Source organism: Bradyrhizobium sp. CCBAU 53351 (assembly GCF_015291745.1).
Lineage (GTDB): Bacteria > Pseudomonadota > Alphaproteobacteria > Rhizobiales > Xanthobacteraceae > Bradyrhizobium.
This window is the reverse complement of the sequence record NZ_CP030059.1, coordinates 4,834,432-4,855,206: the sequence shown is the minus strand read 5'-3', so window position 1 is coordinate 4,855,206 and position 20,775 is coordinate 4,834,432. Positions and strand designations below refer to the sequence as shown.

General features: G+C 63.2%; 22 protein-coding genes. 10 read left to right on the top strand and 12 right to left on the bottom strand.

What is annotated here, in order from left to right:
• Nucleotides 1-23: 23 nt before the first annotated feature.
• Complete coding sequence (locus XH83_RS23025) at nt 24-1,619, bottom strand: sensor histidine kinase (protein WP_194403012.1); 1,596 nt, start codon at nt 1,617-1,619, stop codon at nt 24-26.
• A gap of 252 nt (nt 1,620-1,871) precedes the next feature.
• Nucleotides 1,872-3,230 (bottom strand): hypothetical protein, encoded by a 1,359-nt coding sequence (locus XH83_RS23020; RefSeq protein ID WP_194403011.1) that lies wholly within the window; start codon nt 3,228-3,230, stop codon nt 1,872-1,874.
• A gap of 290 nt (nt 3,231-3,520) precedes the next feature.
• Between XH83_RS23020 and cysE the strand changes: the two genes are divergently transcribed.
• Together cysE and XH83_RS23010 are read left to right on the top strand one after the other, a co-directional pair.
• Nucleotides 3,521-4,345 (top strand): serine O-acetyltransferase, encoded by an 825-nt coding sequence (gene cysE, locus XH83_RS23015; protein ID WP_194403010.1) that lies wholly within the window; start codon nt 3,521-3,523, stop codon nt 4,343-4,345.
• A 127-nt stretch (nt 4,346-4,472) separates the two neighbouring features.
• The gene (locus tag XH83_RS23010) at nt 4,473-4,691 is read left to right on the top strand and encodes a DUF3126 family protein (RefSeq protein WP_007602550.1); all 219 of its coding nucleotides are present in this window, start codon (nt 4,473-4,475) and stop codon (nt 4,689-4,691) included.
• Between the two features lie 212 nt (nt 4,692-4,903).
• On the opposite strand, the gene XH83_RS23005 is transcribed toward XH83_RS23010, so the two are convergent.
• Entirely contained in the window at nt 4,904-5,611 is a 708-nt protein-coding gene (locus XH83_RS23005) for a hypothetical protein (RefSeq protein WP_194403009.1), read from the bottom strand.
• A gap of 221 nt (nt 5,612-5,832) precedes the next feature.
• On the opposite strand from XH83_RS23005, the gene XH83_RS23000 reads away from it, so the two are divergent.
• From XH83_RS23000 to XH83_RS22990, 3 genes are all read left to right on the top strand, one after another.
• Nucleotides 5,833-6,162 carry a hypothetical protein gene (locus tag XH83_RS23000; protein WP_063195224.1) on the top strand — a complete coding sequence of 110 codons (330 nt, stop codon included), beginning with the start codon at nt 5,833-5,835 and terminating at the stop codon, nt 6,160-6,162.
• 88 nt (nt 6,163-6,250) lie between these two features.
• Entirely contained in the window at nt 6,251-6,781 is a 531-nt protein-coding gene (locus XH83_RS22995; protein ID WP_194403008.1) for a gamma carbonic anhydrase family protein, read from the top strand.
• A 132-nt stretch (nt 6,782-6,913) separates the two neighbouring features.
• A complete protein-coding gene (locus XH83_RS22990) occupies nt 6,914-8,608 on the top strand; it encodes a PAS-domain containing protein (RefSeq protein WP_194403007.1) in 1,695 nt (564 codons plus the stop codon).
• Nucleotides 8,609-8,635: 27 nt separating this feature from the next.
• Here the strand turns inward: XH83_RS22990 and XH83_RS22985 are convergent, their stop codons facing one another.
• Nucleotides 8,636-8,800: a hypothetical protein gene (locus XH83_RS22985; protein ID WP_194403006.1), complete on the bottom strand. Its 165-nt coding sequence runs from the start codon at nt 8,798-8,800 to the stop codon at nt 8,636-8,638.
• A 95-nt stretch (nt 8,801-8,895) separates the two neighbouring features.
• Here XH83_RS22985 and XH83_RS22980 point away from each other — a divergent pair, with 95 nt between their 5' ends.
• Together XH83_RS22980 and XH83_RS22975 are read left to right on the top strand one after the other, a co-directional pair.
• Nucleotides 8,896-9,213: a hypothetical protein gene (locus tag XH83_RS22980; RefSeq protein ID WP_194403005.1), complete on the top strand. Its 318-nt coding sequence runs from the start codon at nt 8,896-8,898 to the stop codon at nt 9,211-9,213.
• A gap of 104 nt (nt 9,214-9,317) precedes the next feature.
• Complete coding sequence (locus tag XH83_RS22975; protein ID WP_194403004.1) at nt 9,318-9,692, top strand: hypothetical protein; 375 nt, start codon at nt 9,318-9,320, stop codon at nt 9,690-9,692.
• Between the two features lie 190 nt (nt 9,693-9,882).
• On the opposite strand, the gene XH83_RS22970 is transcribed toward XH83_RS22975, so the two are convergent.
• Complete coding sequence (locus tag XH83_RS22970; RefSeq protein WP_194403003.1) at nt 9,883-10,377, bottom strand: hypothetical protein; 495 nt, start codon at nt 10,375-10,377, stop codon at nt 9,883-9,885.
• A 506-nt stretch (nt 10,378-10,883) separates the two neighbouring features.
• Between XH83_RS22970 and XH83_RS22965 the strand changes: the two genes are divergently transcribed.
• Nucleotides 10,884-12,155, top strand: coding sequence for a DUF892 family protein (locus XH83_RS22965; RefSeq protein ID WP_194403002.1), 1,272 nt, complete (start codon nt 10,884-10,886; stop codon nt 12,153-12,155).
• A 92-nt stretch (nt 12,156-12,247) separates the two neighbouring features.
• Here the strand turns inward: XH83_RS22965 and XH83_RS22960 are convergent, their stop codons facing one another.
• From XH83_RS22960 to XH83_RS22940, 5 genes are read right to left on the bottom strand one after another with little or no spacing between them, the layout of a single operon-like run.
• Nucleotides 12,248-12,985, bottom strand: coding sequence for an aspartate/glutamate racemase family protein (locus XH83_RS22960; protein WP_194408375.1), 738 nt, complete (start codon nt 12,983-12,985; stop codon nt 12,248-12,250).
• Nucleotides 12,986-13,005: 20 nt separating this feature from the next.
• The gene (locus XH83_RS22955; protein WP_194403001.1) at nt 13,006-13,884 is read right to left on the bottom strand and encodes an ABC transporter permease; all 879 of its coding nucleotides are present in this window, start codon (nt 13,882-13,884) and stop codon (nt 13,006-13,008) included.
• Nucleotides 13,885-13,887: 3 nt separating this feature from the next.
• Nucleotides 13,888-14,841, bottom strand: a complete 954-nt coding sequence (locus XH83_RS22950; RefSeq protein WP_194403000.1) for an ABC transporter permease — start codon at nt 14,839-14,841, stop codon at nt 13,888-13,890.
• 5 nt (nt 14,842-14,846) lie between these two features.
• The gene (locus tag XH83_RS22945) at nt 14,847-16,136 is read right to left on the bottom strand and encodes a PotD/PotF family extracellular solute-binding protein (RefSeq protein ID WP_194402999.1); all 1,290 of its coding nucleotides are present in this window, start codon (nt 16,134-16,136) and stop codon (nt 14,847-14,849) included.
• Between the two features lie 43 nt (nt 16,137-16,179).
• A complete protein-coding gene (locus tag XH83_RS22940) occupies nt 16,180-17,166 on the bottom strand; it encodes an ABC transporter ATP-binding protein (RefSeq protein ID WP_194402998.1) in 987 nt (328 codons plus the stop codon).
• Between the two features lie 268 nt (nt 17,167-17,434).
• On the opposite strand from XH83_RS22940, the gene XH83_RS22935 reads away from it, so the two are divergent.
• A complete protein-coding gene (locus tag XH83_RS22935) occupies nt 17,435-18,142 on the top strand; it encodes a GntR family transcriptional regulator (RefSeq protein ID WP_194402997.1) in 708 nt (235 codons plus the stop codon).
• A 90-nt stretch (nt 18,143-18,232) separates the two neighbouring features.
• Here XH83_RS22935 and XH83_RS22930 read toward each other — a convergent pair whose 3' ends face one another.
• A complete protein-coding gene (locus tag XH83_RS22930) occupies nt 18,233-18,769 on the bottom strand; it encodes a peroxiredoxin-like family protein (RefSeq protein ID WP_194402996.1) in 537 nt (178 codons plus the stop codon).
• A gap of 74 nt (nt 18,770-18,843) precedes the next feature.
• Between XH83_RS22930 and XH83_RS22925 the strand changes: the two genes are divergently transcribed.
• Nucleotides 18,844-19,707, top strand: coding sequence for an AraC family transcriptional regulator (locus XH83_RS22925; RefSeq protein ID WP_246776306.1), 864 nt, complete (start codon nt 18,844-18,846; stop codon nt 19,705-19,707).
• A 117-nt stretch (nt 19,708-19,824) separates the two neighbouring features.
• On the opposite strand, the gene XH83_RS22920 is transcribed toward XH83_RS22925, so the two are convergent.
• Complete coding sequence (locus XH83_RS22920; RefSeq protein WP_194402995.1) at nt 19,825-20,448, bottom strand: transglutaminase-like cysteine peptidase; 624 nt, start codon at nt 20,446-20,448, stop codon at nt 19,825-19,827.
• Between the last annotated feature and the right edge of the window lie 327 nt (nt 20,449-20,775).

Genomic DNA, 20,775 nt, shown 5'->3' with positions numbered 1-20,775 from the left:
GTTTGATGTGGCGTAGTCGCGGCCTAGCCGCCCTTTGCAATAGGCAGGGCGATCTCGAACGTTGATCCCTCAGGTCCCGTATCGCCCAGGACCAGGCGGCCTCCATATCTCTCGATAATCGTGCGGGATATCGCTAGTCCCAAGCCCATGCCCGCCGATTTGGTCGTATAGAACGCTTCAAATACGCGGTCCCGATCAAGAAGCGGCACGCCGGTACCAGAATCCTGGATCGACAAGAGAACAAATGAATCTTGCGCGACCCGAGCGCCAATATTCAGTCTGCGGCTATCGCGTGGCATGGAAGCCATGGCCTCGATGGCATTCTTGATCAAGTTCAGAATCACCTGCTGCAACTGTACCGGGTCGGCTCTTACGAGAGGCGCTCCATCCTCGAAGTCAGTTACGACAAGCACTCCATTGAATTGCAGCTCATGCTGCAGCAGGCGTAACACCTGCCGCGCTACGTTCTCGACGTTGATCGTGACCGGTTTGTCGGTTGCGTGCTTGAACAGTCCACGAATGCTTGTGATCGTGTTGTCAACTCTCAGGCTGGCTTCCACAATATCCTTAAGAATGGCACTGAGCTCTTCGAGCCGGAGAGGTTTTGCACCAAGGACCTGCTGAGCAGTGTCGGCGTTTAATGTGATTGACCCCAAGGGTGACCTGACTTCATGGGCTATCGCTGCGGTGGCTGCATCTATGCTCACGAAGCGATTGGTGCGCTCTCGCAGCTGCATCATCAGAGCGCTGGCCAATCTCGAATAAAGCATGGTCATTTCTGCGACCAATACGGACAGCAGAGTAACACTTGCGATGAGCGCAAACCCGCGAGCGGTGTACCAACCTACGGAAAATCGAGACGAGCCGGCGTATGCCGCCACCAGGAAATTGGGAAGGGCCGCGAATACAGTGACCATCAGCCACAAGTCGAGCACCGTGCGCCTTCGGACAAAGAGTATCAGGAGTACGAAGCCTGCCAATATCGTGAGGCCTATGTTGAATTGATTGCTGAGGCGCGTCTGTCGCATGAGACCTGTCGTAAAGAACTGCGGCAGATACTCAGTGCCGTCTATCACCAGCCACGACGGCAGGGCTATCAACACGAATACGATCGACAGCGTGATTGCGATGTTTGCCGTCGTCGACCCCTGCGACATCCTTCCTTTGTCTTTCAGCAGCGCATAGAAAAGGATGCTCAACGGAAAGGTGGTGTACCAAAGTACGAAGAACCAAGCCGGCGTGTTGTAGACGTCACCTATGAGCCCGTTTGGTGCATAACTGCCTGGAAAACTCAGAGTCTGCAGAAAGGCAAACGAGCCTGCGCAGATGTATCCGCTCGCGACGATCAGAAGGGCTCGGTGCGGCTGCACTGAATACTGAGCGAATAAGAGGGTCGCCGTCAGCAGGTCAGCTGTAGCCATGACCGTCTGAACGACCGGCAAAAAGCTGTCTACTCTGCCAATTTGTTGATTGGCGAACGGAGCCAGAAACGATGAAACGACCAGGATACTGACCACAAGACCGAGCGCCATCGCTCGGTGCCGTTGGGTGTAAGGCATCGAAGCGACCACAAGTGGAGGGTCGGTCTCCAGCGCAAAATGGCGATTGTCCGGGTTCAAGGTCGTGGTCCCATCTGCAGCCAATGTTGCAGCATATCCAAGGCTTCCGCGCTGACAATGTCTGCTTCGGGGACGCGAGCAGAGGTGCAAGCGCGTCGATCGAGAGTGCCTGGAGTCCGCCAGTGGTCGTTTTGGGACACCTGTTCCTTGCCGACGCGACTGGCTTTTGAACACCAAGTCAGTTCTAGGGCCCTGTAGATGACAGCGATCGCTGCCCGGACGAAGCCGGGCGCGACGAACCTCACCCCAATCTCACCGCCCTTTAACGTCCTCCCCAAACCGCCGCCCCACCGCCACCAACACCACGAAGGTCGCCACCCACACCATCCTTGCGCCGTAGCGGTCGTGGGGGCCGGAGATGACGGCGCAGATGAAGGCGTTGCCGAGCAGGGCTAGTGTCACGGTGGCTGCCAGCAGCGTCAGGTCGTCGAGCTTGCGGTTCGCGAGCGCATGGCCGAGCAGTGCGAGCAGCGCCAGCATCGAGGCCAGCGCCACCGGCACGTGAAGCCAGTTGATCGCGGTGAAGTCGAGCTGCCAGTTCTGCTGTCGCGCCGCGCGCATCGGCGCGGCTTGCGCGGGAACGTAGCGCTCGATGATGCCGCGGGTGTGCGGGATCCAGCCATTGGTGCCTTCGCCGGTCGCGACATGCAGCAATTGCTGGCCCATCGCCCGCAGCGCCGCGCCGGCCTGCCAGGCCGGATATTCCCTCAGCGACTGCACGACGATGTAGCCCATCTCGTCGTTCAGCCCATCGAAACGGCCGAGCGCGTTGAACATGCTGTTGCCCCACAGGAACTCGTCGGCGGTCGCCGGCAGCTCATTGCGATACGGGCACAGCTTGTAGCGCTCGCGCGGGCAGTGGTCGTTCAGGTAACGCGCGACGATACCGTCCTGCATCATGCGGCCGAAGGCGACGCCGTAGCCGCCGGGCGTCCAAGCGACCTTGCCGGACAATGCATAATTCGCCGAGACCAGCATCACCGCGCCCGCAACAATGGTGAGGCTCGCCTGCGTCAGGCCAGCGAGCGGAAGGCGCCCCTTCAGAAACGGCCGTGCCATCCAGCCCGCGACGCAAAGCCCGAGCAGCACGCCGAGCGTGGCGCTGTGGGTCGCAGCGGCAAAGGCGGTGAAGACGAACAGCGCGATCTTTTCCAGCGCCGAGGTGCGGCTTGCGCCCACAATCAGCAGAAACAGCGAGAGCACCGAGAGCCCGGCAAAGATATCGGTGAGCAGCATGCTCGCAAGCCAGGGCAGCGCGGTCGACACGATCAGCCCGAGGCTGATCGCGACGAAGCGGAAGGTCTGCATCATCGAGAGCACGCGCAGTGTGAGCTGCAGCAGCCACAGCGTCGCCAGCGACTGGACCGCGAGGTTGATCCAGAAACCAAAGCTCTCGCCGTAGTGCAGATAGAGCCCGAACACCGTGGAGCGGCTGGGGACGAGATAGCCCTCGTACCAGCGCGCCAGATAGCCGCCGGTATCCCATTGCAACAGCGGATAGCCGTTCCAGAACGCCGGCGCGATCATCAGCAGGGGCAGGGCCACCGCCGCCAGACGCAGCCAAGGCGCACCTGCGGCGCGCGCGCGCAATTGATCAGTGGTGATGCTCAAATCCGGCCCCGTCCTCGCTTGCCGACCATGCCCGCAATAACGGTTGGCAGAGAATTCACCAATAGTTTGACGCCGCCCGGCTTGAATTTGGCAAAACTCTGACCACCTTGAGCCGACCTCGCCGCTTGGGGGCGTCAGAAGAAGCCGTTGTGTTTCAACGTCTTGGTCTGCTTTCGCGGGGCAAGGTGCTGTTCACTCTCAGGCAAGCCGGTCAGGACTTTGCCGCCTAGACTATGCTATAGAGCCGGTCAAACGGGCCCATTCGAAAGCGCATCCCAGAGAGCAAATCCATGGCAGTGCATCAGGTCAATCCGGGAGGAAAGCTCGCATCGCTCGATCCGATCTGGGACCGGATCCGGGGCGAAGCGGAGGACATCGTCCGTCGCGAGCCGGAGCTTGCGACCTTCATCTATTCGTCGGTGCTGCATCACAGCCGCCTGGAAGATTCGGTGGTCCACCGCGTCGCCGAACGGCTCGATCATTCCGCGCTGTCGGGCGATCTGGTGCGCCAGGCCTATATGGATGCCCTGCGCGACGATCCCGATCTTGGCAACGCCTTCCGCGCTGATCTCGTTGCCGTCTACGACCGCGATCCCGCGACTTCCCGCTTCATCGATCCCTTGCTCTACTTCAAGGGCTTTCACGCGATCCAGACCCATCGCCTCGCGCATTGGCTCTACCTGAAGGGCCGCAAGGACTTCTCATATTATCTGCAGAGCCGCGCCTCCGCGGTGTTCCAGACCGACATCAATCCCGCCGCGCGCATCGGCCGCGGCATCTTCCTCGACCACGCCACCGGCTTCGTCTGCGGCGAGACGGCGATCATCGAGGACGACGTCTCGATCCTGCACGGCGTCACGCTCGGCGGCACCGGCAAGGAGAATGAGGACCGTCATCCCAAGATCCGCCACGGCGTGCTGATCGGCGCCGGCGCAAAAATCCTCGGCAACATCGAGATCGGCCATTGCGCGCGCATCGCCGCCGGCTCGGTCGTGGTCAAGCCGGTGCCGCACAACGTCACGGTCGCGGGCGTGCCGGCCAAGATCGTCGGTGAAGCTGGCTGCGCCGAGCCGTCGCGCACGATGGATCAGATGATCAACGCCATGGGGCTTTGAGAGGGCCCTTGATGTAAGGGCCGGTTTTCCGGCCCTTTTCCTCCCCAAATTCTTTGGCAAATCATGCTGGCGGTTCGTCGCGTCTCGTCCTAAAACGCGGCCAGCCATTTTCGATCGGAGACTTGCCGTGGACGTCAAAGAAGTCAGAAAGTTAGATGCGTATCTGAAACGCGTATTCGGCAATCCCAAGATCCGCGTCGTGCCGCGGCCGAAGAAAGACGATTCCGCCGAAGTCTATATCGGCGAGGAATTCATCGGCGTCCTCTTCGTCGACGACGAGGACGATGATCGCTCTTTCCAGTTCCAGATGGCGATCCTCGAGGACGATCTGGTCGATCAGGAATAGTTTTCAACGCCGTCATTGCGTGCCCATGGGCCCCGGCCCAGCGGCGCACCGTCGAAGCGACGTTGCGCTGCGTCCGGGGCACGCATCGAGATTGAGGCGCGCTCCTTCCGCGCCGTTATTGCCGCAAATCGCCTTCGAAAAATACGAAGAACGCCAAGCACTTGCTACTGTGCATGGGGTTGTTTTCGTGTTTTTTGTTTTGGGCGGACCGCTTACCCCTTCGGCCCGCGCAGCTGCGCGGTCAGCTTCTCCATCGCCTCCGCCACGTCGTGCCATTGCGACAGCCAGCTGCGCGGAAAGCGGAAGGTGAGGTCGGCGCCGCCGACGCGGCGTTCGGACAGGCACATGCCCGGCGTCGCCGCATCGCGGGTGCAGCGCGCGGTCAGTGCCGGGCTTGCCGCGGAATAGAGATCCTCGCTGCCGTAAGGCGTATCAGCGCGGAACATCCGCATGGTCAGGCCGTCCACGGGCTGGGCCGCGGCCTGGTCGAGATAGCGCGGATAGATCGTTGCGGTCCGCTGCTCGGGCGAGAGCGCATCGTGATGGGCTGCGATCGACAGGAAGATGCGATCGATCGAATGCACTGCCGCTTCCACCGTGTCGGCGGTGACGTGCTTGGGCGCGCCGGGCGGCTCCAGCGAGGGATAGAGGAAGTCGAGATCGATGCGCTCCTGCGGTCCGGAGTGCCGCTGGATCTTCATGCGGATCGCCGTCGTCGGCAGGTTGAACAGCGTGCCGCCGACGCTCACCGGCAGTTTGTCCGGGGCGTTCGCGCCGCCCGCGCCCCAGGTCGGCCACAGTAGATAGGCGACGAGCGCGACAGCGCATGCCGCGGCAATGCCGCCGAGCACGATCGGGACGACATGCGTCCTGGCATGCGTGCGGGGGGACCTGAGGGGAGCTTCGGAAAACACCGTCATGAGCTAGCGCAAGAGAGCCGGATGTCGGCCGGTGGCCGACGAATCAGCGGCGAATATGCCATGCGGCGGCGATTTCGCGCAGCGTTCGCGGCCGCAGGGAACGGGACGGCCCCTGCGTCTGAGGGGCAGCGGTGTTAACCTTCCCTTAAGGATAATGTAGCGTTAACCAGCCCTATTTGTCACAGGAAGGCGGTGGCGTTGCGTAAGGGCGGACCGTTCCGATGACACCTGAAGCTTTCAATACCTTGTTCTCGATCTGCATTGGTTTCGCGCTCGCGGGCGCGCTCGTGAACGGATACCAGGCGCTCGCGCAGCGGCCCGCCGGCTTCGGCCTGTTGCAGGACGGCGTGGCGCCCAAGACCTTCGCGGCCGTGCCGTTCCTGGTGTTCGCCGCGCCCTTCATCATCATGCGCAACACGCTGCGCGGCATGCGGGTGGAAAGCCGCCGTGCCGAGTTCGTGATGATGGCAACCCTCATCGCCGGCTTCTGGAGCATGATGAGCGGCACCTTCTTCCTGATGACGCTGCGCGCCGCCGGCGTTCTGGGCTGAGGCCCGGCCGGATCGGCGAGCTGCCCGGTTCCTTTGCCTCTTCGCCGCCGTTTCGCTATGGCTGAAGTCGACGTGACAGGAGACCTCCATGGCGATCTACGAGCTCGACGGGCAGGCGCCCGACCTTCCCGCCGACGGCAATTACTTCATCGCGGAGACCGCGACCGTGATCGGCCGGGTTCGCCTGAAACCGGGCGCGAGCGTCTGGTTCGGCGCCGTGCTGCGCGGCGACAATGAGTGGATCGAGATCGGGGAGGGCGCCAATGTGCAGGACGGCTCGACCTGCCACACCGATCTCGGCTTTCCGCTTCACATCGGCCGGAACTGCACGGTCGGCCACAACGTCATCCTGCACGGCTGCACCGTCGAGGAGGGTGCCCTGATCGGCATGGGCTCGATCGTGATGAACGGCGCCAGGATCGGCCGCAACAGCATCGTCGGTGCCGGTTCCGTCATCACCGAGGGCAAGGAATTTCCCGAACGTTCCCTGATCATCGGCTCGCCGGCGCGCGTGATCCGCACGCTCGACGACGCCCAGGTGCAGAAGATGGGAAGCGCGGCGAGGTTCTACGTCGCCAACGGTCCGCGCTTCAAGAACGGCCTGAAACGGATCGGTTGAGCAGCCCGCGCTGCCGGCCGGGACCCGGCGCGGGACCGGTTCCGTACCGTAAAAATACAGCTAGGTACTTTAATCCTCCGCTAGCGCGATCACGCTTATCATCGAGCGTTTTCAACCAGGAGGAGCGGCGCCATGAATGCGACGGCGCTGGAATCCGGCTTTGGTGCCGGAACCAATCTATTGAAGAAATTCGTGAGGTTCGCGCGCGGCACCGACACGCTGACCGTTGCGGAGAAGGTCTACAGCATTGCCGCCTTCCTCGCGATCGTCACCACTTTCCTCCTGGTGATGTCGGTCCAGTCGGTGCGGTTGCAGACGACCTATCGTCACATGCACGCCTCGTCCGCCGAGGCGGCGATCAGCGTCGGGCGCATCAATGCGCTGATCTACGCCATCGTGATGGAATCACGCGGCATCTACATGTCCACCGATCGTCGTGCGATGATGCCCTACGCGGACGGGCTGACCCGGCGCAACCGCGAGCTGGCCGAGGCCGTGAAGAGCATGGAGCGCACCGTCGGCAATGATGATGCCGAGCTGTTCGCGAGCTTCCGCCAGCGCATCACGCAGTTCATCGAGTTCCGCCAGGAGCTGGTGCGGCGTGGCGTGGAGATCAGCTCCGCGGCGGCGCGCGAATGGGGCGACAACAACGCCAACCGGAAGGTGCGCAGTCAACTCAACAGCGATGTCGAGGCGCTCGAGCGCATCTATCAGCAGCGCGCCCGCGAGGCGGACGCACTCGCCAACGAAAACCGTTACGCGGCGGCCTATCTGTTCGCGCTCGGGCTCGCGGCGCTGATGTTCGCAGGTCTGAACGTCGTCGTCATGCGGGGCTCCGTGGTCGGCGCGCTGGCCGATATTACGCAGGCCACCGACCGGATCGCAGCCGGTGACGTCAAGAGCGAGGTGCCGCATCTCGGCCGTCACGACGAGATCGGACGTCTGGCGCGCGCCGTGCAGAACTTCCGCGATGCCGTCGCACGCATCTTCCAGCTCGAGGAGCTCGAGCTCGGTACCGCCCAGGCGCGCGACGCCGCGAGGACCGAGCGCGATAATTTCAACGACAAGTACCAGGCCAAGAAGTGGCAGCTCTCGGCGGCGATCAACAGCATGCCGCAGGGCCTGATCATGCTCGACGGCAAGGCCAACGTGGTGGCGATGAATTCGAACTACCGGCAGATCTACAATCTGCCCGAGACGATCCAGGCCGGATCCACCCTCGAGGAAATCCTCCAGCACCGGGTCAAGAGCGGGCTGTTCAACGGCGACGTCGAGAAATATGTCGCGGCGGTTCTCGGCCGGATCGCCAGGCGCGAGCCGGCGGCCTACGAGATTTCCCTCAACGACGGCCGCACCATCAAGATCTACGAGCGTCCGATGGATGGCGGCGGCTGGGTTTCGGTGCAGGAGGACGTCACTGCACAGCGCCAGCACGAGCGCATTCTGGAACGGATGGAGCGCTTCCTCGCCACCATCATCGAGAACGTCGCCGAGGGCATCATCGCCAAGGATGCGCGCAATTTGCGCTACGTTTTCGTCAACAAGGCCGCCGAGAAGATGATCGGCATGACGCGCGGCGAGATCATCGGCAAGACCGCGCGGGAATTGTTCTCCGCAGAGGCGGCTGAACTGATCGAGCGGCGCGACCAGCAACTGCTCGCGCAGAAGCAGCAGCTCGAGCCGATCGTCGACACCATCGACAATCCCGCACGCGGGCGCCGCGTCATTTGCGCTCGCCGGATCCAGGTGGGCGGCGCCAGCGAAGAGTCCCACATGTTCGTGACCATGGTCGAGGACCGCACCGAGAAGGCGGCGGCGGCGGCATAGCTGCCGGCAGCAAATGCGAGCGGCGCGTCAGCGCCCTTCGGATTCGCCTGCTTCGATTGCGCCTGCGGCTTTCTCATGGCCGGCGGCCCACAGCGCATGCTCGTCGCTGCCGTCGAGATAGGGATTGGCCTCGGCCGGAATGTTCTCGCGCGCGGCGCGTTCGCCCTCTGCAAAGGGATCGCGATCGGTCATTGTCGGTCTTGCCTCCCGGCTTTCAAGCTGATGTGACGGCATTTGTTCCGGAACTGGACTATGCCGCGGCGGTTGACCGCTAAAGGAGAGCTTCGATGGCCGCAGCGCCCTTCGCCGTTTCAAGCAAAATCACGATCCTGATCTTCGCGCTCGCGGCGATGCCGGCGGTCGCCTTCGCGCAGGCGGCCGGCGGGTCTGCCGGATCGACGGGTGGCTCTGCGGGGGCGACCGGAGGTGTTGCCAACGCGCCCGCGCCACCGCCCGGCACCAACAGCCTGGGCACGGCTCAATCGTCCGGCGCGGGCGCCGGAGTCACCACCGGCAGCGGCACAGGCGGCTCGGCTGATGCCGCCGTCAATGCCGAGAATCGCATGCTCGACAAGAAGCTCAAGAGCATCTGCCGCGGCTGCTGAATGCTCGCGCGGAAGTGAGGCAGTGTGGCTGTCCGGAATGCCTAAGTGACGCTAGCTTGGTCCTGCTTTGAAGCGTGGAGCGTGTCCACGCGGAGGATCGAGTGATGTTACGCAGGATGATGATGGCGGCGCTGACCGTCGCGGCGGTCGGGCTGTCGATGCCGCATGCGGCTGAGGCGCGGGGATTCGGACATGGCGGTTGGGGGCATGGCGGTGGTGGCTGGGGCTATGGTGGCTGGGGTCATGGCGGCCATTGGCATGGCGGCGGCTTCTGGCCTGGAGTCGCGATCGGGGCGGGCATTGCCGGCGCCGGCTACTACGGCGGCTATTACGGCTACGGCTATCCCTACGGCGGCTCCTACTATTATGATACCGGCTACGACGACTACAACGGTGGCTATGGTGGCTGCTACGTCGTGCGGAAGCGTGTGATGACGCCGGCTGGATGGCGATACCGCCGCGTGGATGTCTGCGAATAGCCTCCTCGACGAGAGGCCAACCGACAAAAAAACAAGGCCGTTGACGCAGTATACCGTCAACGACCTTGCCAGCCCCGGACATTGAAATCGGCTCACGCCATCCGGTAACCGCGAGCATCGCGCGGAATCACACGGGCGAATGTGATCCAGTTCACAAGTCGAAAAAATTAGTCCCGTCGTCGTGAATTGCTTAGCCGCGCGAGCGCTTGCGCGCGCTGGCATGGACGCGGTGCCGCACCGGTTTCCTGCGGGTAACCGTCGGTGCTTCGACGTCGGTTGCGCGTGCGCTGGCGAACGACTGCCGCAGGCCGTCGATGGACTCGTTCAGCGTCGCGACCTGCTCGGACAGGCGCTTGGTGTCGGCCTGCTGCGCCGCCATCAGCCGCTTCATGGTCTGGAGCTGATCCTGCACCACCTGGAGCTGATCGATCGATTCCTGCTGGGTCGCCTCCAGCCCCTTGGTCTTCTCGACGAGCTGCTCGGAGGCCTGTGCGGCCCGGGCCTGGAGCTGCCGTGATGCCACCACCCGGTCGGTTTCGGGTGCGGCGCCGGTATAGGCGCGCCAGATCGCGATCGAGGTGACCCCGGCGATCAGGAGCAGGAGCGCTGCGGCGGTCAGCGCAATGGGCTGGGCGCCGAGACGAAGAAGGGGGTTGGACGGTGCGTCCTGTGCGAGATCGATCATCGCTGACAAAACCCAAATTGAAACTTGGTGAGTGGCGAAGACCGGCAGCCCTAAGGCCGCCGGGGCGTCCCGAAAGCGTTACGTTTCGGCAACGAATGGGACCAAAAAGAGGCTAAAGGCGAAAAAGGTAACCGATCCAGTCCGTTCGGCCGGACGGCCGCGGTCACCTAAGGCAGGCTCCGTAAAAATACGGACAGGCGTCCCGGCGAGGTTTTGGCCGGCTACGCCGGCAAGCCGCGCCGCGCGGCCGCGCGGGCGGATCGGCGGTCGAGCGGGCAGCGAAGGAAGCGACGCCTCTCTTTCCTGCGAGCCAAGCCGAACAAGTCGCGCACCTTCGCGCGTGACCGTCGCAACATCCTTGATCCGGTCTGCCTTCCTCCATGTGCATGGCAAGGCAGCTCGGCGCGCGTCGCCGCGGCGATGAGGCTTAGCCATCGCGATAGGAACAACCGCGACATGCATCCGTTCGGGAATCGATCTGTCCCCAAGCCCGAGGCCTTTCCCCTATGTATCACCACGTCAAGAAACTGATGTTCACCGTTCGCGTCGACGAGCCGGACCCTCGCTTCGGCAACATGCTGCTAGAACAGTTCGGCGGCGCCAACGGCGAGCTGGCCGCTGCCATGCAATACTCCATTCAGGGCCTCAACTGCGAAGATCCTGACCGCAAGGATCTGTTGATGGACATCGGAACGGAGGAGTTGAGCCATCTCGAAGTCGTCGGCACATTGGCGCGCATGCATCTGAAGCCGTCGAAATTCGACCGTCAGGCGGCGGAAGCCGATCCGCTGATCGCGATCGCCGGAGGCGGCGGCGTCAATCTGTTCAATTCGCAAGGCAACGCCTGGACTGCCGACTATCTGAAGATCACCGGGGAGCTGGATGTCGATCTGCGCAGCAACATCGCGGCGGAGGCGCGTGCCAAGATCGTCTACGAGCGGCTGATCAATTTCTGTGACGATGCCGGCACCAAGGATGCCCTGCAATTCCTGATGACCCGCGAAATCACCCATATGAAGGCGTTTGCACTGGCGCTCGAAAGCATGGGCAAGCCCGCCTTCAGCATCGGCCGCATTGCGCCGACGCCGGGCCTGGTCAACCAGTTCTTCAACGATTCGACGGGAGCCGGCGATCACGGCGAGATCGACACCCGCGGCCCCTGGAACGAGGGCGGCGACTGGGTCTTCACGGAATCTCCCGCGATCCAGGCCGGCGAGCCTGGACCTGCGACCGCCATCGTGACCGAGAGTTCGCCACCGATGGACGAAGCCGGGCTCGGCGACCTCCTGCTCGACGAGCTGCGCGATATCCTTCATGCCGAGAAGCAACTGACCAAGGCGCTGCCGAAAATGGTGGAAGCTGCGCGTTTCGATCAATTGCGTGAGCTGTTCGAGATGCATCTCGGCGAGACCGAGACCCAAATCGAGCGCATCAACGAATGCTTTGAGCTACTCGGCAAGACGCCGCGGGCCAAGCCTTGCAAGGGCATGATGGGCCTCGTCGAAGAAGGGCAGGAGATCATCGACGAGGGCGAAAAGAAGGAGGATGCAGCCGCCGACCTCGCCTTGATCGGCGCGGCGCAGCGAGTCGAGCATTACGAGATCGCCGGCTACACCACTGCGCGCAACCTCGCCCAACAGCTGCGCCACAGCGCCATCGTCGCTTTGCTGTCGAAGTCGCTGGCCGAAGAGGAGAACGCAGATCAGCTGCTCAACCAGGTCGCGCGATCCCTGATGTCGGTCGCGAAGATGCCCGCTGCGGTGGAGCAGACCGAGTAGGGCGATGTGATCTCGCGCAATCGACCATCGGCGGCCCGCGATCGTTGAGAGCGGGCCGCCGAACCATTTTAGACGGAGCGAACGGTCGTGAGCTAGCCTTCCGGCTGGAACGGCGAAAACGGCCCGGAATAGGTCTTCGGCCGCGGCGCCGCATAGGGGCCGAGCCGGGAGGTCTTCAGCCCCAGCCGCACCAATGATTCCGCCAGCGTCACTGCGGCGGCGACGCCGTCGATCACGGGCAGGCCGTGGGTGGCGGCAAGCTCGGCGGCGAGATCGGCCATGCCGGCGCAGCCGAGCACGATCGCCTCAGCGCGGTCGTCGCGGATTGCAGCCGCGATCTCGGCGGAGATCTTTGCGAGCGCATCGGTGTTGCGCTCCTCCAATGCAAGCACCGGGACTTCGGCGGCGCGGACGCGGGCGCAGCGATCGGCGAGGCCGTATTTCCCCAAATTATGCTCGATCGGCACGATGGAGACACTGAGCGTCGTCACCACGGCAAAGCGCGCCGCGACCAGGCTCGCCATGTGGAAGCCGGCCTCGCCGATGCCGATCACCGGCGCCTTGGCAACGGCGCGGGCGGCATCCAGGCCGGTGTCGTCGAAGCAGGCGATGATATGGGCCTCGGCACCGTCGCGGTCGGCCTCGCGGATGCAGCCGAGCATGCCGGGCACGGCGAAGGCTTCGTCGTAAAATCCCTCGATCGAGACCGGGCCCATCGCCGGCTGGCGCGCATCGATCACCGTGCCGGATAACGCGACCGCACGCGCCGCGGCGGCGATCTTCGCCGTCATCGATGCGGTGGTGTTGGGATTGACGACGTGCAGCCGCATCGGATCAGACAAGTCCCTTGTCAAACAAGCCCTTTACCGGCGTCCGAACCCTTGGCCGCCTGGCGCTTGTTGAGCATGTGGATGGTGCCGAGCGCAAGCGTGATCACGGTGAACGACACCGCCGAGATCACGGTGCCGAGCGCATAGATGTCGGGATTCGTCACCGTGGTGGTGAGGCCTTGCAGATCGAGCGGCAATGTATTCACCGCCCCGATCGCCTGACTGGAGCGGGCGAGCTCGTCCCAGGACAGCGTGAAGCCGAACAGGCCGATGCCGATCACCGACGGCAGGATGATCGGCAGCACGACATGGCGGAACGTCTGCCACGGCGTCGCGCCGAGATCGCGCGCGGCTTCCTCGAGACGCGGGTCGAAGCGGTTGAAGATCGCGAACATGATGAGCAGGCCGAACGGCAGCGTCCAGGTCAGATGCGCGCCGAGCCCCGAGGTCAGCAAGCCCATCGACGTCTCGAAGTTCTCGTTCCAATGCGCCTTGATCAGATCGTCGATGATGCGGAATTCGAGGGAGATGCCGAGCGAGGTGATGATCGAGGGAACGATCAGGCTCGCGATCGCCGAATAGAACAGGAGGCTCTGCGCTTTGAATCTGCGGCGGAAGGCCATGCCGGCGGCGACCGACAGCACGACGGTGACGATCATCACGATGATGCCGAGCAGCAGCGAGCGGCGGAAGGCCGCGCCGAGATCGACGATGCCGGTGCCCTGGAACAATTTTGCGATCCAGAAGGTCGACACGCCGTTCATCGGGAAGGTGAGGCCGCCCTGCGGTCCCTGGAACGACAGCACGTAGATCGCGATCATCGGGCCGTAGAGGAACAGCACATAGCCCGCGAAGAAGATCGCGAGCACGTAGAACGAGCGCGGGCGTCCTTCCTTCATGCTCTAGAGCTCCTTCTTGATGTCGACGATCCGCGACATCATGGTGATGATCAGGAAGGTGATGACGAGCAGGATCACGGCATTGGCCGCTGCCGCGGGGAATTGCAGCGCGTTCACCCGCGTCTCAATGATCTTGCCGGCCGCCGCGATCTGCTGGCCCCCCATGACGCCGATGGTGATGAAATCGCCCATCACGATGGTGATGACGAAGATCGAGCCGATCACGATGCCCGGCTTGGCGAGCGGGATGATGACGTTGACCAGCGTTTGGAAGCCGGTGGCACCGGCGTCATAGGCGGCCTCGATCAGCGACTTGTCGATGCGGATCATCGAGTTGAAGATCGGCACCACCATGAAGAAGGTGAAGAGGTGCACCAGCGCCAGCACCACGGAGAATTCGGAGAACAGCAGCCATTCCAGCGGATGGTTGATCAGACCGGTCTTGACCAGGCCGGAATTGACGAGGCCGTTGCGCCCGAGCAGCGGAATCCAGGCGATCATGCGGATCACGTTGGAGGTCCAAAACGGGATCGTGCAGAGCAGTGACAATCCCATCTGCCAGGTCTTCGACTTGACGTGGAAGGCGAGGAAGTAGGCGACCCAGAAGCCGATGAAAAGCGTGATCGCCCAGACCATGAAGCAGAGCTTCAGCGTCTTCACATATGTCTTGCCGATCGTGCAGAGATCGGGGAGCTGCGCGATGCAGCCTTCGAACGTGTCGGTGTAGCCGCGGCCCGAGAAGGCCGGCAGCAACTGGTATTCGTTGTAGTCCCAGAACGAGACGATGACGACGAACACCAGCGGAATGAGGAAGAAGGCGAGAAACACCAGCATCATCGGCCCGGCCTGAAGCCAGGAGATGAAGGACGGCGACAGGCGCGTCGGTTTCGCGGCGCGCGCTGTGCCCGACCCCGGGATCAAGCCCGGGGACGCCTGTTGCAGGACTTCTTCCGACATGTCCGTTACGCCGCGATGAACTCGTTCCACTTGCGGACCATGTAGTCGTTCTCGTCCATCACGGCGTTCCAGCAGGCAACGCCGCCCATGCGGTCCTCATAAGAGCCGCCGTCGCGCACGGCGCCGGCCTTCTCCAGCAGCGAGCCGTCGGGCGCCTTGATGTCCTTCTCGGCCGGCTTGCCTTCCATCCAGTACGCCCACTCGTAGGGCTCCATATGCGCCTTCGCGGTGGAGAGCACGGCGGAGTAGTAGCCCTGGCGATTGAGATAGGCGCCGGCATAACCCGACAGGAACCAGTTGACGAACTCATAGGCCCATTCGAGCTTGGGACCCGACACGCCCTTCGAGACGCAGAAGCCGGACGCCCAGGAGCGGTAGCCTTCCTTCAGCGGCTGGAAGGTGCAGGCAATGCCCATCGAGCGCACCTTGGTCACGGCCGGCGACCACATCGACTGAATGACAGTTTCACCTGACGCCATCAGGTTGACGCTCTCATTAAAGTCCTTCCAGAAGGCGCGGAACTGGCCGGCCTTCTTGGCTTCGGTCATCACCTTCATGGTGAGATCGATCTCTTCCTTGGTCATGTTGCCCTTATCGGCATATTTGTACTTGCCGGTGGCTTCCACGACCATCGCGGCGTCCATGATGCCGATCGAGGGGATGTTGAGGATCGAGGCCTTGCCCTTGAATTCGGGGTTGAGCAGCTCCGACCATGAGCTGATCGGCCGCTTGATCAGGTCGGGACGGATGCCGAGCGTGTCGGCGTTGTAGACGGTCGGGATCAGCGTTACGAATTCGGTCGCCGACGTCGCGAACTTCTTGGAGTCCTTGCCCTCGAGATACAGCACCTTCCAGGGCGCGGTGCCCTGGCCGCCGATCTTCTTGCCGCCGGGCGTTTCGCCCTTGGTGAAGACAGGCGTGATGTTGTCGAATTCCTTGATCTTCCTGGCGTCGAGCGCAAGGATGTTGCCCGACGGCACGATCTTCTTCAGCGAGAAATATTCGGTGTCCAGCACGTCGAAGGAGTTCGGCTGGGTCATCACGCGCTTGGTGACGTCGTCGGTTGTCGCGGTGATGTATTCGATCTTGATGCCGGTGTCCTTCAGGCACTGCTTGGAGATGTCGTCGCCCTCGTTCACGGCGGTGCCGAGATAGCGCAGCACCTTGGTCTCGGCCGACTTCACATAGGGAAAGCCGGTGATGGCGCCGGAGCCGGCGGCAAAGCCGGCGAGACCCGCGGTGCCCTTCAATAGCGTGCGGCGGCTGACGCCGGTTGTCCTGGTCGTCTCGGTCATTTCGCTCACTCCTTTGTTGCGCATTTCCAGTGATCGATCGGCGCTATTGCAGGCGTTGCGCCTTGGCGGGATCCCAGGTGGCCAACACGCGATCGCCCGGACGGAACGGGTGGACGTCGAAAGTGGCTTCGGGAACGTGGGAGAACAGGGCGGTGCCGTCGTCGAGCGTGAGCGAGACGGCGATGTAGGAGCCCTGGTACTCGGTCTGGGTCAACAGCGCCGGCGCACCGAAGGCGCCGTCGGCGAACGGCGCGATGCCGAGCTGATCGGCGCGCACGGCGATGAGCTTGCCGGCGTCGCTGAGCACGTTGTGGCCGCCGATGAAGCGCGCCACGAATTCGGTGCGGGGACGGTGGAAGATGTCGCGGGCCGTGCCCTGCTGCTCGATCCGGCCGTGGTTCATCACTACGATATGGTCGGCGAGCGCCATCGCCTCTTCCTGGCCGTGGGTGACCTGGATGAAGCTGATGCCGAGCTCGCGCTGCAGCCGCTTCAATTCACCGCGCATTTTCACCCGCAGGAACGGATCGAGCGCGGACAGCGGCTCGTCGAGCAGCAGGATCTGCGGCTCGGTGATCAGTGCGCGGGCGAGCGCCACGCGCTGCTGCTGGCCGCCGGAGAGCTGCGCGGGGAGGCGGCCCGCATATTGGCTCATCGCCACCAGCTCCAGCAGTTCGCCGGCGCGCTTGTGGCGCGTCGGCTTGTCGACGCCGCGCATCTTCAGGGCGAAGGCGACGTTGTCGATCACGCTCAGATGCGGAAACAGCGCGTAGGACTGGAACATCATGGCGGTGCCGCGCTCGGCCGGCGGCAGCTCGGTGACGTTCTGGCTGCCCAGGATGATGTCGCCCTCGCTGACAGCCTCGTGGCCCGCGATCATCCGCAGGGTCGAGGTCTTGCCGCAGCCGGACGGGCCGAGCAGGCAGCAATAGGTGCCGGCCGGGATCTTCAGATTGACGGTGTCGACCGCCAGCGTCGTGTCGTAGCGCTTGGTAACGGCGACCAGTTCGAGGGCGGCGGGAGTGGCCATGGCATGTCCAGGGAGGGCGGTGCTTGCGGCCTCTCTCCGCAAGGTCCGTGCCAACCGCCGCTTCGCCGGCCGAATCCCGAAACTGTGCAGCGGTGTCAGATCGTTAGATCGAATCCTGCGCCTCTGGCCCGCCCGCCCTGTGCCCAGCCATCTGCACACAAAACAGGCGAAGATTGTATAAACTTCCGCCTGTGATTGGATACAGGTCGTCGACTAACATCGAAAAGCGAATGTCGCCGATCCTCCCTCAAGCTCAACCCTCGAACCCATGGCCGCCAAGCCCCGCCCCAAATCCGACGCGCCCGATGCGAGTGATCGCGTCAGCCGCATCCGGGAGGGTGTGACCGCCGCGATCCTCGAGCATCGCCTGTTGCCGGGCACCAAGCTCGGCGAGGACGAGATCGGCGAGATCTACGGCGCAAGCCGCACGCTGGTCCGCACCGCGCTGCAGCAACTCGCGCATGAGGGCATCGTCAACATCGAGAAGAACCGCGGCGCCTTCGTCGCGCGGCCGACGCCGGCCGATGCCCGCGAAGTGTTCGAGGCGCGCCGCCTGATCGAGCCCACCATCGTCGATCACGCCATCGATGCCGTCTCGCAGGCTTGGCTCGACCGCCTCCAGCAGCACCTTGCCGAGGAACGCGAGGCCGAGCTGCGCGGCGATGCCCGCGCCTCGGTCCGGCTCTCCGGCGAGTTTCACCGGCTCGTTGCCGAGATGAGCGGCCACAGCATCTATCTCGGCTTCCTCAAGGAGCTGATCGCGCGCTCCTCGCTCATCATTCTGCTCTATCGCCGCCACGACACGCCGGCCTGCGGCACCGATCATCACGCCGGCATCGTTGCCGCGATCCGCAACCGCGACAAGCAAGCCGCGCGCGCGCAGATGCTGTCGCATCTGGACGAGATCGAAGCCGAACTGTTCCTGAAGGATCCGGCGGCCGACGAGCTGCGGCTTGCCGACGTGCTGGGCGTCTAGTCGTGCTGAATGTAACAGATCGGGAGCACGCGGGTCCGCTGCACCTGGCAAGCTTGATGCCCGCGCGATCCTGACTTTCGGCTCTCGGCCTCAGACGACGCCGGTATATTCGCCCCGCGCCGGATAGTCGTTATTGATGACGAAGTCGAGCGCCTGCACCATCTCACCGAAGTTTGGGCGCACAAAGGGCATCGACTGCACTGCGAGGTAATAGATGGTCTGGTCGGGGCGGATCAGGAATACGCCCGGCTCGGAGAACAGCGCAGGCTCCTCGATGCCGATCGAGGTCTTGCCGCGCGAGGCGGAAATGTAGAGGCCCCATTCGCGTGCTTTAGCAAGGCTAAGCCCATAGCCGAAACGCAGCGCAGAGGCGCCGACCTTCTCGGCCATCGACCGCGCGCGCTCTTCGTTGTCCGAGCTGATCGCGATCGTCGTCACGCCGCGCTCGGCCAATGCCGGAGTATGGCGCTCCAGCTCTTTGAGATAGTTGGCGCAGATGGGGCAATGCAGCCCCCGGTAGAAGCAGATCAGAGTGAAGCGTTGTGGCACCTCATTCGCAAGATCGAAGCGGCCGCGGCCGAGCGTTTCGACCTTCAGATCCGGTGCCTTGTATCGGGGGGTGAGCATGGGGGCTCCGTTGGGGAAATGGCCATTCGTCCGGCCGGTTGCGAAGACTTGCCTCCTATGTCACACTTTGGAGCATGAAATATCCGAATTACATGATCAAAAGTCCAGTCGCGGCCAAGCGCGATCGCTTGGCCGCCTTCTTCGAGGCTTTTGACCTGTCAGTGGTCTCGGTTTCACCGGACGTTGCGGGTGGGATGGCCAATCTCGTGGTGACCGGCCGGGCTGGTGTGGCCGAGCGGGTGATCCTCTATGGCAGGGCCGACAATCGATCCGTGCCTGACCTGCTGATCGCCGCCACGGTCGATTTTGGCGGCCCAACGAATCCCTTGATGAAGGCGCTGCCTGAAACGGTGGAGATCGATCTCGACAGTCGCCCGACCTTGCGAGCCGTGGTGGGCACATTCGTCGCCGAGGGGCACGCCAATCGCTGCGGGCAGCGCGTCGCGCTGAACCGGCTTTGCGAGTTGATCGTATTGCTGGTGCTGCGAGAGGCGATCGATGCGGGTGCGACGGAGCCGGGCCTTCTTGCTGGCCTGTCGCATCCTGCTCTGCAGCGCGCGATCGTCGCGATGCACGATGATCCTGCGAAATCCTGGACTGTCGAGCAGCTGGCCGAACTCTCCAGCATGTCCCGCAGCCGTTTCATGGATGTCTTTCCCAGAATTCTCGGCACGACACCCGCTGCTTATCTCAACGGCTGGCGGTTGATGCTTGGGCAGCGGGAGCTGATGCGAGGCGGGCAGGTGAAGGGCGTAGCTCGTCGTGTGGGGTTTGGCAGCGCTGCCGCCTTCTCGCGGGCCTATTCGAGGATGTTCGGGTCGCCGCCGAGATCAGTGCGCGCTACGCAGCTGGAGCGCGGCAATGCCGCATCGCCACCCGGAGCCATGGAGGATCGAGGCGAGCCAGCGTCGGCCTCGTCCGTGATCACTGCAGGCTGAAGCACGTCAAAAAAGTTGCGGCCAGGCTTTGGGGGAAGCCTGGCCGCGCGCGAACCGGTCTGGGACGGGGAGGGGTGGGGATGTGACCGGGTCGCGTAACCTGTTGTCTCGTTCCTGTCAGTCTCTGGCGCTGGCGGTGGAGACCGCCGGCTTCGTATCGCCGAGCGAGACCCAGACATTGGGATCGCTCTGCGATTGGCGCTTGACGAAGCGGTAGCCGGTCTCCGTCCAGGCCACGACGTTCTCGTTCTGATTGTCGAGAACGAACTCGCCCTTGTCGGTCTTCACCGTCAGCACCGCGTGTCCTTCGCCCTTCTTGTCACGCACGACGGTGATGAGCAGGGCCTCGCGCGGCCATCCGGCATCGATCAGCATCTTGCGCTTCAACAGCACGTAGTCTTCACAGTCGCCGTAACCGTCGGTCGGCAGCGACCATTTCTCGATCACGCCCCAGTGCTCCTGGTCGGTCAAAGGCTTGACGGTCTCGTTGACCCAGCGATTGACCTTGACGAGGTCGCGCCATGCACCCTGCGACATCACGATGTCGCGCGGCTGCGTCGGTGCGCCCTGGCACTGGGCGGCATTGTCTGCACAGAATTCGACCCAGCCGATCGGTGCACGCGTGGTGTCACCGAGGCTCGCGTAGAGCAGACGGCCTTCGCCGGCCTGCGCTGCCGCGCTGATCCCGAAGAGCATGGCGGCGAGCGCCAGCTTCTTCCCCTGTCCCCTGAAGTCAAACATTGCGGCCCCCGTTTCTTGTTGGGACCACATTTCGCACGGAGCTTTTGAGTTGCCGCTAAGTCGACCAAGTCAAGTCGAGACGAATACAAGTAAAACCTGCGGCGAATTCGATCTATACTTGAATCGAATTCTCATAAAATTTGAAACAACTGCAATTGATTCAAATTGTATCGATTAACGCGGAAACGCTGACGGAACCGCCATTTCCACATGCAAACGCGCCGCGCGTTAACCCGCGCTGGGGCCGTCGCGCGCCAAGAAAAAGGCGGCGTCCGCATCGCGGAGGCCGCCTTCAGGGCAGGAAATACGGGGGTTTTGGCGCTCTCG